General features: G+C 50.8%; 15 protein-coding genes and 1 tRNA gene. 5 read left to right on the top strand and 11 right to left on the bottom strand.

What is annotated here, in order from left to right; genetic code table 11:
- Window positions 1–2: 2 nt before the first annotated feature.
- Window positions 3–830: a PepSY-like domain-containing protein gene (locus B157_RS0111930; RefSeq protein WP_020603557.1), complete on the bottom strand. Its 828-nt coding sequence runs from the start codon at window positions 828–830 to the stop codon at window positions 3–5.
- A 304-nt stretch (window positions 831–1,134) separates the two neighbouring features.
- Between B157_RS0111930 and B157_RS0111925 the strand changes: the two genes are divergently transcribed.
- Both B157_RS0111925 and B157_RS35150 read left to right on the top strand, forming a co-directional pair.
- A complete protein-coding gene (locus B157_RS0111925; protein WP_020603556.1) occupies window positions 1,135–1,545 on the top strand; it encodes a response regulator in 411 nt (136 codons plus the stop codon).
- 712 nt (window positions 1,546–2,257) lie between these two features.
- Window positions 2,258–2,773, top strand: coding sequence for a PAS domain-containing protein (locus B157_RS35150; RefSeq protein ID WP_020603555.1), 516 nt, complete (start codon window positions 2,258–2,260; stop codon window positions 2,771–2,773).
- Window positions 2,774–3,211: 438 nt separating this feature from the next.
- Here B157_RS35150 and B157_RS0111905 read toward each other — a convergent pair.
- Window positions 3,212–3,293 (bottom strand) — tRNA-Leu (locus B157_RS0111905).
- 151 nt (window positions 3,294–3,444) lie between these two features.
- On the opposite strand from B157_RS0111905, the gene B157_RS0111900 reads away from it, so the two are divergent.
- Window positions 3,445–3,852 (top strand): DUF3127 domain-containing protein, encoded by a 408-nt coding sequence (locus B157_RS0111900; RefSeq protein WP_020603553.1) that lies wholly within the window; start codon window positions 3,445–3,447, stop codon window positions 3,850–3,852.
- A 122-nt stretch (window positions 3,853–3,974) separates the two neighbouring features.
- The gene (locus tag B157_RS0111895) at window positions 3,975–4,700 is read left to right on the top strand and encodes a hypothetical protein (RefSeq protein ID WP_020603552.1); all 726 of its coding nucleotides are present in this window, start codon (window positions 3,975–3,977) and stop codon (window positions 4,698–4,700) included.
- 66 nt (window positions 4,701–4,766) lie between these two features.
- Here the strand turns inward: B157_RS0111895 and B157_RS0111890 are convergent, their stop codons facing one another.
- Together B157_RS0111890 and B157_RS0111885 are read right to left on the bottom strand one after the other, a co-directional pair.
- Window positions 4,767–5,588 (bottom strand): SDR family oxidoreductase, encoded by an 822-nt coding sequence (locus B157_RS0111890; RefSeq protein WP_020603551.1) that lies wholly within the window; start codon window positions 5,586–5,588, stop codon window positions 4,767–4,769.
- A 105-nt stretch (window positions 5,589–5,693) separates the two neighbouring features.
- Entirely contained in the window at window positions 5,694–7,949 is a 2,256-nt protein-coding gene (locus B157_RS0111885) for a T9SS type B sorting domain-containing protein (RefSeq protein ID WP_020603550.1), read from the bottom strand.
- A 71-nt stretch (window positions 7,950–8,020) separates the two neighbouring features.
- Between B157_RS0111885 and rlmD the strand changes: the two genes are divergently transcribed.
- Window positions 8,021–9,484: a 23S rRNA (uracil(1939)-C(5))-methyltransferase RlmD gene (gene rlmD / locus B157_RS0111880; RefSeq protein WP_020603549.1), complete on the top strand. Its 1,464-nt coding sequence runs from the start codon at window positions 8,021–8,023 to the stop codon at window positions 9,482–9,484.
- Window positions 9,485–9,566: 82 nt separating this feature from the next.
- Here the strand turns inward: rlmD and B157_RS0111875 are convergent, their stop codons facing one another.
- From B157_RS0111875 to trpS, 7 genes are all read right to left on the bottom strand, one after another.
- Window positions 9,567–10,574, bottom strand: coding sequence for a ComEA family DNA-binding protein (locus B157_RS0111875; RefSeq protein ID WP_020603548.1), 1,008 nt, complete (start codon window positions 10,572–10,574; stop codon window positions 9,567–9,569).
- 86 nt (window positions 10,575–10,660) lie between these two features.
- Window positions 10,661–11,245, bottom strand: a complete 585-nt coding sequence (locus B157_RS0111870) for a phosphatase PAP2 family protein (protein WP_020603547.1) — start codon at window positions 11,243–11,245, stop codon at window positions 10,661–10,663.
- On the bottom strand, window positions 11,229–11,882 hold the full coding sequence (locus B157_RS0111865; protein WP_020603546.1) for a Uma2 family endonuclease: 654 nt from the start codon (window positions 11,880–11,882) through the stop codon (window positions 11,229–11,231). Before B157_RS0111865 ends, B157_RS0111870 begins: the two co-directional genes overlap by 17 nt.
- A 41-nt stretch (window positions 11,883–11,923) precedes the next feature.
- Window positions 11,924–12,838, bottom strand: coding sequence for a sugar phosphate isomerase/epimerase family protein (locus B157_RS0111860; protein ID WP_020603545.1), 915 nt, complete (start codon window positions 12,836–12,838; stop codon window positions 11,924–11,926).
- Window positions 12,839–12,884: 46 nt separating this feature from the next.
- The gene (deoC, locus tag B157_RS0111855; RefSeq protein WP_020603544.1) at window positions 12,885–13,643 is read right to left on the bottom strand and encodes a deoxyribose-phosphate aldolase; all 759 of its coding nucleotides are present in this window, start codon (window positions 13,641–13,643) and stop codon (window positions 12,885–12,887) included.
- 110 nt (window positions 13,644–13,753) lie between these two features.
- Window positions 13,754–13,984, bottom strand: a complete 231-nt coding sequence (locus tag B157_RS37430) for a LuxR C-terminal-related transcriptional regulator (protein WP_084761802.1) — start codon at window positions 13,982–13,984, stop codon at window positions 13,754–13,756.
- A 112-nt stretch (window positions 13,985–14,096) separates the two neighbouring features.
- A complete protein-coding gene (gene trpS / locus B157_RS0111850) occupies window positions 14,097–15,074 on the bottom strand; it encodes a tryptophan--tRNA ligase (protein WP_020603543.1) in 978 nt (325 codons plus the stop codon).
- Window positions 15,075–15,170: the final 96 nt, after the last annotated feature.

Raw genomic sequence — 15,170 nt, 5'->3', positions numbered from 1 at the left:
GTCTAGCGTTTCCCCGTACGAACGCTGACAAAAGCACCGTTAGCATCAAACAGCAGGAAGTACCTGGTGCTGTTCTGCGTAATCATTACAGCATACACCGTTACGCCATCCCGCGTGGTAGCCTGGTACGCCTGCCCGAAGGTATACCCTGTGTAGTTGGTCGTCAAGTACGTTGTTACGGTAGCAGGTAACTGAGCGGCCGTTAACGAGGTACCCATTGGTTTTCCTCCGCCGGGGCCACCAGGACCTCCTTTACCGCCACCGCCTTTGAGTACGTTGCCTGCCGGGTCGAAGTTAAGCTGGAACGTTTTGCCACTAACCGTAATGACCGTTTCGTAATAAATCACGACACCTGCCAAATCCGCTGCCTGTTCGGCCTGCACCAGGGTATAGCCGGGGTAGGTGGTAGTCAGGTAGGTAGTAATGGCGGCTGGCAGCGCATCGGCCGTAATAGTGGTCTCGTTCGCATCGTTCATACCGGGACCATGTCCCCCTTTGCTAACCACAAAAGCCCCATTAGCGTCGAAGTGGAGGTGATGCCGAACGCTGTTTTGCTCGATTACAACCGCGTAAAACGTTGCGCCCATCCGGTCGGTGCCCTTTACGGCCTGTATGAGTGTATAGCCCGCATAGTTGGTAGTGAGGTAAGTTGTAGTCGCAGCAGGCAGTTGGTCGGCGGTGATGGTTGTACCTTTTCCGTACGAGTCGGTGGTTGTCCGGCCCGCCCCTACAATCGCCGATGTGGTTGTTGTGGGGGTGACGTTACTGTTCTGGTTACAGGCCCCCAGCGTTACTGCCAGTATCAGGCCAAGCATAATTTGTTTTTTCATGGTTTTAGTAAAGAAAGAAAATGAACTGATTGAAACACGTACCAGGTACACGTTTTACGCATGAACAAGGGGGTTTACTCTTTCTTACGTAGCCTTTTTTCAAAACGTGGCAAAGGCAAGATTAAATTGTGATAAAAAAATAAGTCGTGACCCGTTATGCGCACAGAATAGTCATTTGTTCATATGTTTTTGGTTCATTCAGAACAATGGTTTGTCAGACAGGTTATTCAACTATACCTGCCCCTGGGTTGGTTTTAGTGGCGTATACCCAGACAAATTAGTTAACCTTTCGGCCCGACAACTTATGAATTTTGATATATTGGTAGTCGATGATGACGATGATGATTTAATGTTACTGGCCAGCCACATCAAGCAATGCGATGAACGGGTAATGTTGACGCATGTGCGCGATGGCATTGAGGCTACGCAAAAACTCACCGGAGGCTTTCAGCCAAACCTGATTATGGTGGATGCCAATATGCCCCTCATGAACGGGTATGATCTGTTGTTGTGGATTATGCATTCAGAAACTTGTTGCCATATCCCCGTGGTGGTCTGGACAGGAGCCATCTCCGAGAGTGAGGTTGTCCGTTATTACCGGGCGGGTGCCAATTCGCTCATGTTAAAACAGGATGCACTACGGGATATAGAATCCTTCTGCCATCACTGGTTCAAACTGGTTCAGTTGCCCAAACTCATTTCAGCTGCTAATTAGCAAAGGGACTATTCCGTTGATTCTGACTATCTGCTGGGTCAGCGATTAGAGTAGAGTTCGGTCCGACACTGTATCATCCTGGACCTACCCGCCGAAATGTCCGGCACAACTAGTTTCTGGACCCGTAGGAGGACTAACAGGGGTGAGAATTTAGGAACGTGATCAATCTGTTTCTGCAAATGATTATTGCTACGCCGGAGTAGGGTAATGGGGAGGAATAACCAGACTTGGCATATACAGGTTAAACGCATTTAAATAGCCGTTTTTGAGGACCAGTTCAGAAGGCTTTCAACCAATTGGTTCTCCAGCATTGGGGCATCAAAAAACAGCTATACCGCACGGACGGACCCGTGTAGCCTGGACATAGTATTTCGGGAAGATCAACAGCGGGTGCGCATGGAAAATACGGCTACTGTGCGTAAATTTGCATCACAGCTACCGAAACGGGTCAATTGTAGAGGAAGTATCAGTGGCAGGCGTAAACTGGCAGGCTGGGATGACCAGTATTTACCGGAGATGGTAGCTAATATTTAAAAACGTTTGACTTGTAGCAGATAGGAGATTAGACACAAATTTTTACAACGTTATTAAGGTAATGGTAGAATAGGTTTTGGCTCTATGTAAACAATGCAGTACTACAAGAGTTTAAATCAGTAATATACACATCTCGGGACAGAGTGTAACCGATGTGTGATTTCTACTACGCAAAATTATGAACTTTGACTATTATCAGCCTTATCGAAAGTGCAAGTCACGCTTTCCCGCTGCATCATACGAGATTACTTTGCTTGAGAATGCACAACAGATCGCCAAGCGAAAAGAGGAAGATCATTTCCGCCAATTAAATCACACATTCAACTGGTCTATAGATAAGCACCTGAAAGCTGCCTACCTGAAAAGTATGCAACTTGGCTCCACCTTGATCCTGACAGACGTATCGAATACCATCTTGTGGACAACGTATAATTTTCTGAGCATGACCGGCTACGGACCCAAAGAAGTTATTGGTCGAACACCTAAGATGCTTCAGGGACCTGGTACTGATCCCCTCATAACACGTTATATCGGAAACTCCATTAGACAAGCCCAGGCCGTTCAGACCGACTTAGTGAATTATCGCAAAAATGGCCAGGCCTATATTTGCCATCTTGAGATTAATCCTCTACGCAATAGTAAGGGCGAGTTGACACACTTTCTAGCTAAAGCTGTAGAGCAAATAGCTCAATAGTGCGGGTGACACGACCTGCTGCTGGCACAGATAGTAAATGAGCGTGTAACAGACTCCCCCGTCGAAGATTCTATTTTGCTCCCGTACTGATGGACATCCAAATTAGGATTTTTCATTTTTGATCGTCCTGCCAGAACCGGCTCCGTGCCGGTTTTTTTTGTCCATGAATCTTCAGACCCACATACGCGAGTAGTAGCCGACTGTTCAGACGCTGAAAAGCCACTCCGGGCTAAAGGCCGTATCCTACTGCCCACTGTTTAGCCAGCCTGCTATGGGCTGGCATGGAGATAAATGGTTCTTTATAAGGGTGTTTTTTTCGGTTGGGTCGCTTCGTCAAGCCCTGCTTTTGAATTAGTAATTTCTGCCACCTTTTTGCCACAATTGAGCCGATGGCAAAGAAAAACGCCCAAACCAGCAAGATTTGAGCGTTTTTTAAAGTGACCACGGGGAGACTCGAACTCCCAAGCCTTGCAGCACCACCCCCTCAAGATGGCGTGTCTACCAGTTTCACCACGTGGCCAGTTCCTTAGAGCGGGTGCAAAGATAGCTGTCTCCTTTTTTTCTGCCAAACTCCATCCGGAATCTTTTGCTTTTTTGTGGATTGATAGCCCTGAATCGGGCAAAAATTCGTACTTTTATCCTTCTAAATCACGCTTTAAAGTCCTGGTCGTATGGCACTGGAAATAGTAGGAAAACTGATAAAAGTACTGCCCGAAGTAACGGGACAGGGTAAAAATGGTCCCTGGAGTAAACAGGAATTTGTTATCGAAACAATGGATAGTCAATATCCAAAAAAGGTATGCCTGACCGCATGGGGCGATAAAGTGGCTGACCTCAAACAGTTTGCCGATGGCGATACGCTCAAGGCAACGTTTAGTGCTGAGTCGAGGGAGTACAACGAACGCTGGTACACTGAATTGCGGGCTTTCCGCATCGAACTAAGTGAGGGCGAAGGAAGTCCAGCCCCCAGCCGGGGTGCTGCTCCTCAGGCCCAGTCGCGCCCGGCTGCCCAGAGTCAACCGGCACCTATGTCATTCAATGCTGCCTTTGACGAGGAAAGCAACGATTTGCCGTTTTAAGGACGGCTACCCTGAAAAAAGCCGCCTTCCAGCGGCTTTTTTCGTTTTGACTCAATGCTAATCAACCCTGCAAGGTCTCAAAGACATTATAGGGTGGTAGATAAAAACTGGCCCCTACGTCATTGAAAGTCATCCGGCGCGTTCTGCTTCCTTTTCTTTATTTGCTGCCCGCTACAGGGCTGGCTCAGCTATCTCTGCCCGATTCGCTGCACCGGGCCGACTCGCTGTTTGCTACTGGTGAGCAAATCCAGGCTTCGCACCTGTATGAAGGCGTTCTGGCTGCCGGGCACACGGCTACCGACCCCATGCTCCTGAAACTGGCGAGTATCAGCGAACAACAGAATGATGTGCCCCGGCTGCTTTATTACCTGGAGGTTTACTTCGATCGCCATCCCGACAATGCTATACTGCTACGGATGAATGAGATTGCCAGGGCCAATAACCTGAGTGGTTATGAAATTGACGACCTGAACTATTTCTATCTCTTCTACCGAAAATACGGCCTTTACTTTCAGCTTTTTCTGCTCATCCCAGCCATATACGTTTTTGGTATATTAGTGCTTAAAGCGGTTCGTAAAGAACCTATTTCCGGAAGGCAGAAATGGGTTGTGTTCATTTACCTGCTTCTCCTGCTCATTTTTACGAACTTACCGGAAGGAGTACAATCGGGTATTACCAGTCAGGACCGCGTGTTATTGCGCACCGATCCATCGGCAGCAGCCCCTGTTGCGGAAGTAGTAGGGCGCGGTAACAAGGTTAGTATTTTAGGGACAAAAGACATCTACCTACGGGTGCTCTGGCACAACGAACTCTATTTCATCCGCCGGGACAACCTATGGATTATTTAGAGAGCGAATGAGTGAAAGAGCGAATAGCTGGCGCAAGACTGTTTGCCAATTCGCTCTTTCACCCTTTCATTCTTTCACTCGTTTCTTCAAAGGCGAATCCTTCTCTTTGGCCAGGGCATTGTACACCAGTTTGTCGGCGAGGGCGGGTAGCCACTTGTTGATGAAGACGGTTAGTTTTCCCTGCGTGGTCAGTATCAGTTCCCGTTTTCGGTTTTTCACGGCGCGGAGAATATGACCGGCGCATTCTTCGGCACTCATCATACTGCTTTCGTCCCGCATCGTCTCGCCTTTGGCCTGCCCGTGCGCGTCCAGGGCCGCCACCCGAATGTTCGAGGCCGTAAAACCGGGGCATGCCGTCAGTACGTGAACGCCCGTGTGCAGTAACTCGGTCCGTACGGCTTCCAGAAACCCGTTCATGGCAAACTTGGAGGCTGAGTACCCGCTGCGTACGGGAAGGCCCCGGTAACCCGCAATCGACGAAATGCCTACGATAGACCCTTTTGTTTGCTGAATATACGGCAGAGCGTAGCGGGTGGCATACACTGTTCCCATAAAGTTAATGTCCATTACCCGCTGAATAACCGCCGGGTCGGTATCGATTAGCATCGAGCGCATGGAAATGCCCGCGTTGTTAATCAGAATATCCAGCCGGTCAAACCGCGCAATGGTCTGCTCGATTACCTGTTTGACATCCGCTTCTACACTTACATCGGCGGTCAGGGAGAGTACCGTTATACCCGCCTGGGTAAGTTCGGCATGTACGGCTTGTAAGGTGTCGGCTTTGCGGGCGCAGATGACGATGTGGGCGCCTTCCTGCCCGAACGCAAAAGCCAGTGCCCGGCCAATACCCGACGAAGCACCGGTAATAAGTACTACTTTATCTTTCATAAGGGACGACAAAGATAACGCATTGGTGAGCTATCCCCGCCGTGTCGGTTTTAAGAAACTGACAACACCGTACCACCACAAAGGCCGATAACTCCGCAGACTCCCTTATCGTAGCAGGGTGATTGGCCCTTTAAGCGTGCGCTTGGTGGTAAGGAGTAAATAGTAATAGGTGCCAACGGCAGAATCGGTGCCGTACCAGCGGAATTTCAGGTCTGTTGAGGTAAAAATGAGCGCACCCCAGCGATTGGTAATATCAATCCGTTTGAACTGTTCATCGCAGGTGTTTTCGGGCAGGTCTTTCACGGCGAAGTAGTCGTTCACCCCGTCGTTATTAGGTGTAAAAACGTTCGGGACCTTAATCTCGGCCCCAAACGATGGATTCGTAACGTGGAAGGTAACGGTAGTTGTATCGGTATGACGGGGCTGGCAGGAACGGTCATCGACCACGAAATCGACAATGAAGGTTGCTTCCTTCTGCCCGGCCATCAGCTCGCAGGTGGGTTTCCAGCTAAAAGGCGACTGCAGGGTGGGCAAACCGAACTTGCCGGTAAAATCCATACCAGCAGATTTCACATCGAACCCCCGCCCGGTGCCTGTCAGCCGGATGGTATCCCGGTCGGGGTCATTGCCCAGCACATCGAACATCGTGCGCCCAACCGAATCGGATGGGCTGACAACCAGTTCGATAACGGATTGTGGGAGCGTTGTCCGGACACTCGGCGGCTGGCTGGGTTTTCCCAGGGCGCTCAGATTGACCGTCACGGTATCGCGCAGATTTCGATTGCAACGGTTATCGGTTACGATAAAATCAACTATGTAGTTGGTCTGGGTGGCCTGGGCGCAAACAGGTTTCCAGACGAACGGCTGCGATACCTTCCCAACGCCTGACCCCGAACTGAAACTCATACCAGCCTGCGCCAGCGTAAAGCCCCGCCCAACGGCCTGAATCGTGATATTGTCGTTGTCGATATCAGTACCAAGCGCGTTGAAGGTGAGTGACGAGCCAATGGTAATCTGGGCCTGGTTTTTTGGTAAGTCGGTGCTGGCAACGGGTTTGTTGTTCGGTGAGGGGATAATGTTCAGGCGAATGCTGATCGTATCGCTCAGGCCCTGCGGACAGCCGTCGTCGGTGGCCCGGATAAGCAGCGTAATGGGTTTCCCATCCTCACCAACGCAACGCCCGAAACAGAATTTGGCCGACAGCGTGTCGCGGCTGGTTCGGGTAAGCAGGTCGTTGGGCGTGAGGGTCAGGCCGGGAAGCGACCCACTCATATTCGTGATCGTGATGCGCTGGTTCGGGTTAATATCCGTGACGTACAGATTCAGGCAATTGGTATCTTTTTCCGCAATAGTCACCACTGTTCCCTGCTGATAAAATGCTTTTTGGGCATCGGGACGGAAGAGTAGTTTGGGTGGGTCGTTCTTCGCGCAGTCGATGACCAGCACCTGGTAATCGCGCCGGACTACCCCGATTAATTTTTTGTTGCGGTACTCACCTACCTCTACCGAAAAGACAAACAAGCCTACCCGGTCGGGCGTTACGCGCAACAGGCCAGAGCGAGCATCAATCCGCAGTGGACTGATGCCCGGAATTTCGTTGGCCAGGGAAATGCCGCCAATCCAGTTCACCGATGGGTAAGGGCCTTTGGCAAACGTGGGTGGTATCGCGCCATTCGACGCGCCCGGATTCGGATCGAGTCTGGTACTAAACCCGTTGTAGGGCGTTGCCAGTGTATAGGTAAGGCTGTCGCCGTCGGCATCTTTGGCACTGAAATCAAGCGTAAACGGCTGACCAATACAGGCGTAATCACCTTTGGGAATCGTGAAAACGGGTGAGGAATTGGTAACCCGTGTGGTGCCGTTGAGCAGGGCCGGAAACTCCAGATAAAACGTTGATCCGGCGTCTTCCGGTTTTTGAATATTGACGATAGTGCCGTTGCGACAGCAACGCTCCCAGGACATATAATACCCGGCGGCATCGTTGAACACGTTCGGGTCGAGAGTAAGGTCGATGCTGTACCGAATCAGGCGGGTGCGCAGGCTGGCGTTCGCACAGGCGGGTTTCGTATAAGCAACGTATTGACTGCTAAGCCGGTTAAGCACTACATACCCAATAAGCTGATTCGTGCGTTTGGCAAAGATGCCAACGGATACAAACCCATCTTCGGCCTGAGGACTGCCATTAACATCATCAAAATAGAGATTCAAATTAACCCGGTGCGTATACGTGCTCTGCGTACCCAGGTACCTCAGTTCCAATTCACCACCAACAATGTGCGTTGCCTGAGCAATATGGGTCAAAACCAGCAATAAACTGATCAGAAATATCGATAACCACCACCTACTGTATACGTTTACCATACTCAGAAAAAAGTCAACATGGGTACCGTCCGAAAACAGATGCTTAAATTAGCAGTTTTTTAGGGAATTACATGAGCCGACGATACCATAAAAAGAACCAGTCTCAGAATGCTGTTCGGATAGCCGGTGTCCGCATTGATGCGGTAGCTGCCGAAGGAAAATGTGTTGTACGAACCGACGAAGGAATAATCTTCGTCGAAAACCCAACCGGGGGCCCGGGCGTGGCCCCCGGTGATGTAGTGGATTTGCGGATTACCGGCAAGAAAAAACAGTATCGGGAGGCCGTTGCCGAGCAAGTTCATGAATGGTCGGCGGTACGGGTCAAGCCGTTTTGCGAACATTTTGGCACCTGTGGCGGCTGCAAGTGGCAGCATATTCAGTACCCCGAACAACTGAACTTCAAGCATCAGCAGGTAGTCGACCATCTGACGCGCATCGGTAAGGTGGCTCTCCCGACTATCCGGCCTATTCTGCCCGCTCACCCCACGCAGTATTACCGGAACAAACTCGAATTTACCTGCGCTGAAGGCCGCTGGATGACGCAGCAGGAAGTCCAGAGCGGCCAGCTTATTGATCAGCGGGCCGTGGGATTTCACGTTCCCGGCCGGTTCGACAAAGTGTTGCCTATTCATCATTGCTACCTCCAGCCCGACCCGTCCAATGCCATTCGGCAGGCCGTATCGGACTATGTTTTTGCGAATGACATGACGCTGTACAACCTGAAAACCCATACCGGTTTTCTGCGTACACTCATCATCCGTACTGCCGATACTACGCAGCAGGTGATGGTAACGTTGCAGGTAGCGTATGACCACCCCGACTGGCTGAATGGTTTGCTGGAACACCTGAAAAGGAACTTCCCGCAAATTACCTCACTGAACTACATTCTGAACAGCAAGAAAAACGATAGTTATCAGGATCAGGAGGTGATTAACTGGGCGGGTAAGCCCTACATCGAAGAGCAGATGGATGAGGCCGACGGACCGCCTTTGACGTTCCGGATTGGCCCGAAATCATTCTACCAGACCAACGCCCAGCAGGCCCACAACCTTTATAAGATTACCCGCGACTGGGCCGGATTGACGGGGAACGAACGGGTGTATGATCTGTATACCGGCACCGGAACCATTGCGCTGTTCGTGGCCCGACGGGCCAAAGAAGTAATCGGGGTAGAATACGTTGAAGCCTCGGTGGCCGATGCCCGTATCAATGCCCAGGTGAACGGGATTACCAATGCCTCATTTGTGGCCGGCGATATGCGCGATATCCTGACGGATAGTTTTTTCGACCAGCATGGTCGCCCGGAGGTAGTCATCACCGACCCGCCCCGCGCTGGGATGGATGAAGCCGTTACGCGGCAGCTACTCAAAGCGGCCCCCGACCGTATTGTGTATGTTAGTTGCAACACCGCCACGCAGGCCCGTGACCTGGGTATTCTGGACGAGGGATACGCTGTAACGAACGTGCAGCCAGTGGATATGTTCCCGCATACGCACCATGTGGAGAATGTGGTTTTATTGAGTCGTAAGTCGTAGATTTTCCCGTATTCCGTCAGCAGGTGAATTAAACGGTCCGCCGTCGCGGTCACCTGCTGACGGAATACGGGAAAATCTACGACTAGAATTCCAGATACGGGGCGATTTTCTCGATGGTTTTGGCATCCAGAATTCGGATGGGTTTGAGCGATTCGGTGGAAGTATAGGCACCGTGCTGCTCGCGATAGTTGACAATTATCTGTGCCTGTCGGCGTGATAAAAAAGGGTGCTTGTCCAATTGGTCTACCGAGGCCGTATTAACTGGAATTTTGTGAACGGCAGACTGTATTTTGCCAAACTTCTCCAACTCGCCAAGTACCAGCGAATCCAGTCCGTAAATATCACGGAACTGCTCTGTGGTGATGAAGCCGCCGAGCGCGTCGCGGAATTTCACGATACGTCCGGCCAGTGTAGAACCGATACCTTTCAGGGCAATCAACTGGGCCGTGTCGGCGGTGTTGATGTCGAAGGGCTGGATTGCCGGTTTGGCAGGACGCTCTGCATAAGCAGGTCGTTCGGGAAATGGTTTTCGTTCGCCGGGTTGGTAGGGTTCACTGGAGCTGGCCTTCGTATCCCCAAATCGTTCCGACGGAAACTGGCCGGAGCGGGGCGTTTCTTTCAATGCAATATACGGCTCAAGCTGGTCGTAGAGGTCGGGTGGGAAGTCATAAATACGTAGAAGGTCTTCTTTCTTCCGAAACTGCCCGCCTTTAGTGCGGTACTTGTCAATGCGTTCGGCTAACCATTTGGGTAACCCCAGTTGTTGTAACCCGGCTACGCTGACCGTGTTCGGGTCAAAATTGAATAGTTTGGGCTCGCTGAACCGTTCGCCGGTGGTTTTATCTTTCTCCGGGCGACTGCCAAATTGGGGTTGGCGGGCTTCTTCGGCCTGCATCAGGGCTACCAGGCTATCGAGTTTACGCTGGTCGGTAGCACTGGTATCAATTGGGTTCCGGTCGCTTACAAACCGGTACAAAAAGGGGATGAACAGGCAGAGTATTGTCAGAAAAATAAGAACGGTGAACCCCAGGCTCTCTTTGTGCGAGAAGCCGAAGTAATCCCGAATCAGCGACTGAAACCGGTTGAACATGAATAGTTGGATAGGTTGGTGCAGTGGGCTCTATACGAACGGCAAGCTAGCTGGTAAAACGCTATCAAACAACCCCTTGCAAAGGCTTAGTCGACAAAGCGTTTGTCAGGTGTGACGAATCGATTATGCCACCAGTGAAAGATAAGGACGCACAGAAACGCCGATAAAATACCCAGACCCGCACCGGCCAGCACATCAAGCGGGTAATGAGCCGCCACATAAATCCGGCTGTACGACACAACAGCTGCCCATAAGAATACCCATCTGAACTGGGGATAGTGTTTCCCCAGCAACAGCCATAGTGTAGTGGCCAGTGCAAACGTGGTGGAGGCATGGGAGGAAACGAAACTGTACAGCCCCCCACATTCCAGCACCGGATGAATCAACTTTTGCAACCCCAGTTCGTGACAGGGGCGCAGGCGGTGGGTGAGGGGCTTAAGCACCGACGAGGCCAGTTGGTCAGCTACGGCTACGGCAGCCGCAATGGTCAGTAGTAGGGCGATAGCGTGTTTCCGAAACCGGTACACCAGCCAGCCAATGAGCAGGGCGTAAAACGGAAACCAGGTGTTGCGCTCCGTCACCCAGATCATAATTGGGTCGAGCCAGGGCGTGTAGCGGCCATTGAGCCACAGGAAAAGGTCGGTATCGAGTTGATTAAGCTTTTCCAGCACTGGCAAAGGCTACTTTATGGTAAATATCCTGCATCGGAATCGTAAAATTGCCGATTCGAACGTCCATATCCAACTGGTCGAAGTCTTTGTTGAGCCAATGATACATGTCTAGTTGTTTTGTATAGACGGATACATTTGCCACGTGTTGATCAATATAAATAATGTGCTGAACCGACTCCAGTAGTTTATAGCAACGCAGTTTGACAAACATGTCGTTCTTCTCGGTCGAGTCAGAGTGAACTTCAATCAGTATGTAAGGATTTGTGATACCAGCTGCCTGCCCATGGCGCTGAAAAAGCTGGCTCTCCCCCTGCATCACCAATACGTTGGGATTGACTGCCAGTGTGCAGGCTGGAACATAAACTAGTTTGTTACTACCCATGACCCGCACAGCAGGATCGTTGTAAAAAATGGTTCTTAATAAAGCTACCATGTTAGCCACAATTGTTTCGTGACTATCGCTTGCCTGGCTCATTTTTGCGCGTATATGCCCTTCTATATACTCAATGTCGTAAGGTGCATCGGCCAGTTCATCGGCTAAATTCCAGTATTCATCAATGGTAGCGTCGATGAACAGAACCTTTTCGTGATTGAGTCGTTCGATTATCTGTTTGGCAAGTGGAGCGGTTGCAACCATGATGATATTTTTCAATGAAGATACGAAATTGTCCCGAAACGTTACAGCACCATAAACTGGCTTAGGTAGTTCCGGGCGGTTAGGATGGCGGTCTTTACATCGTCCGGACTCCCTTCAAACGCCTTGTCTTCTACTTCGATGCAAACCGGTCCCCGGTAGCGTACATCGGTCAGAGCCGCAAAAAAATCGCGCCAGCGCACATCGCCCAGGCCGGGTAGTTTGGGCGAGTGGTATTCCAGTGGGTTCGCCATGATTCCCACCCGGTTCAGTTTATCCCGGTACAGTTTTACATCTTTCAGGTGAATGTGGTGCAGGCGGTCGCGGTAGTCGTAAATGGGTTTTACTTCATCCATCATTTGCCAGATCAGGTGGCTGGGGTCGTAGTTCAGCCCCAGAATAGGGGAGGGGATAATCTCGAACATGCGGTCCCAGATGGCGGGGGTAGTCGCGAGGTTTTTGCCGCCCGGCCACTCATCGTCCGTGAACCACATCGGACAGTTTTCAATGCCGATTTTTACATTACATTCCTCGGCTACTTTCACGATACCGGGCCAGTGTTCGGCATATAGTTTCAGGTTATCCGTAATGCTCAGGGATGGGTTGCGGCCAATGAACGTAGTGACGACTCCAATGCCCAGTTTCGCAGCCGCCCGGATAACTTTTTTCAAATGCTCCCGATAAAACTCCGCCTGTTCGGGATTCGGGTCGAGCGGATTGGGGTAGTAGCCCAGGCCCGAAATAGAAACCTGGTGAAGTTTTGTCAGGTCGTGAATCTGCTGTAGGTCCATATTGTCCACATCGATGTGCGTAACACCGGCATACCGACGTGAATCGGCGTTGCTGGTCGGCCAGCACATCACTTCAACGCATTTGAACGTGTGGTCGGAAGCAAATTTCAACACACTGTTGAGGTCATAATCGGCCAGGATAGCCGAAACAAAGCCAAGATTGAGCATTGGGTTACCAGATCATGTACGCCGTAAAACTACGCATAAGGCTCGATTAATACCCGTCGATTTCGGGAATGGGTTCGTTGGAGGTGGTTGCTCCAAACCGATGGTAAGCCTCCTGCATGATTGCGGCTGTTGACGAGGTACCCACCCGCGAAACGCCCATTTCCCGTACCAGCAACAGTTCATCCAGGGTACGGATACCGCCGGACGCTTTCACCCGAACCCCCGGTCCTACGTGATCGAGCATCAGCCGCAGGTCTTCTATCGTAGCCCCCTCGTAATTGTACCTGCCGTCCTGGCCTTTCACAAAGCCGAAACCGGTTGATGTTTTGACGAACTCAACCCCAACTTCCGTACAGATTTGGCAGAGCTTTATTTTGTGGTTGTTATCAGGCAGGAAATCATTCTCGAAAATTACTTTCAGTAGCGCTTTGTGCTCACGACAAACCGTATGAACAGCCTGAATTTCGGCCCGTACATAGGTCCAGTCGTTACTCAGTACTTTGCCAATATTGACCACCATGTCGATTTCAACCGCACCATCCCGACACGCCTGATCGGCCTCGGCCACTTTAATGCCGGTGGCACTATTTCCGTGGGGAAAGCCAATGACTGTTCCAATCCGTATAGCAGAGCCTGCCAGAAATTCGGTCGTGCTGCGGACAGCGTAGGGTTTAACACAAACCGATGCTACGTCGTACGGAAGAACCAGCTCGCAGCCCGCCCGTAGTTCTGCATCGGTAAGCGTTGGATGCAACAGTGCGTGGTCAATCATTTTGGCAATCTCACGAATCAGGGGTGTGTTCATACATGAATAAAAAAGCGTTATTCACGTAACGACCTACGCCAGGTCATATTGACTGGCGAGCTGGAATAATTGCGAGAGGGCTAAATGGCTGTGTCGATTAGAGGAAACGGTTACGCCACCAGCCCTGTTCGTAACGCCCAAAGAACCAACCCCACACGGCTTTTGATTCTGAACCGGTCGAATAAGGCTTCCCGATAGCCATCTACCGTGCGGGGGCTAACGCACATTTGGTCGGCGATCTGGACATAGGTTAATTCGGAGCAGGCTAACTGCAAAAAGTGAAGCTCACGGGGCTTTAGCCGAATAATAGTTAGACCTTGTGTGTAGGATAGGTTACTCATTTTATACAGGGTGGGGTTTTTAATTGACTGTACGTTTCATTAATCTAATGAAAGTACACAAACCGAAACACCCATTCCAAATCAATTTAGCTAACGGTAATTTTCTTGACCGCTAACTAAATCCCATCACTTCCCGCACCCGTGTAATGGTGCGCCCAGCCACGGCGCGGGCTTTTTCTTCGCCATCCCGAAGTTCGGCTTCCAGCGCATCAGGATTTTCAAGTGTGTAGTAATCAAAGCGTTCGCGCTCGGTAGTAAATTGCGCCAGTATGAGTTCGTAGAACGCTTTTTTGGCCATGCCATATCCGTAGTTACCCCCTTCGTACAAAGCCCGCATCTCGGCAATCTGCGATTCGGACGCCAGTAGCGAGAATAATTGAAAGGTAATATCGGTGTCTGGATTCTTCGGGTCTTCGAGCGGAGTGGAGTCCGATTTGATTTTTTTGATCACCTTCCATAATTCGTTTTCGGGCAGGAAGATATCGATGTAGTTATTGTACGACTTGCTCATTTTTGCCCCGTCGATACCCGGAATGGTCATGAGCCGATCGTCGATGCGGGGTTCCGGAAGGACGAAAATATCGCTATTGTATTGATGGTTGACGGCACTGGCAATGTCGCGCGTCATTTCGATGTGTTGCCGCTGGTCTTTCCCGACGGGGATAATCTCGGCATCGTACAGCAAAATGTCAGCCGCCTGTAGAACCGGATACACGAATAAACCCGCATTGACCACGGATAGTGACCGGTCCGATTTTTCCTTGAATGAGGTAGCATTGTTCAGCATCGGAAAAGGCGTGAAGCAACTCAAATGCCAGGCCAGTTCCGTATGCTCGGCCACCCGCGACTGCCGCCAGAAGGTGTTTTTCTGGGTGTCCAGACCAAAAGCCAGCCAGGTTGCCGCCACCGCTTTCGTAAACTCCCGGCGCATGGGGCCATCCTTAATGGTTGTGAGCGAATGGAGGTCGGCAATGAATAAGAACGACTCGTTATCGGGGTGTTTAGATAATTCAATGGCGGGCTTGATAGCCCCTAAAATATTGCCCAGATGCGGCCTGCCGCTGGACTGGATACCGGTTAAGATTCTCATATATTTAGTATTAGGAGTGAGGAGTGAGGAGTGAGGAGTGAGGAGCCATCTGGCAGTGAAAACCATCTTATTTCTTTTTTACTGGCACCGAATGGT

It is taken from the genome of Spirosoma spitsbergense DSM 19989 (genome assembly GCF_000374085.1).
In the GTDB taxonomy this organism is placed as follows: domain Bacteria; phylum Bacteroidota; class Bacteroidia; order Cytophagales; family Spirosomataceae; genus Spirosoma; species Spirosoma spitsbergense.
Note: the sequence above shows the minus strand (reverse complement) of the source record. Positions and strands in the feature narration are given on the sequence as shown.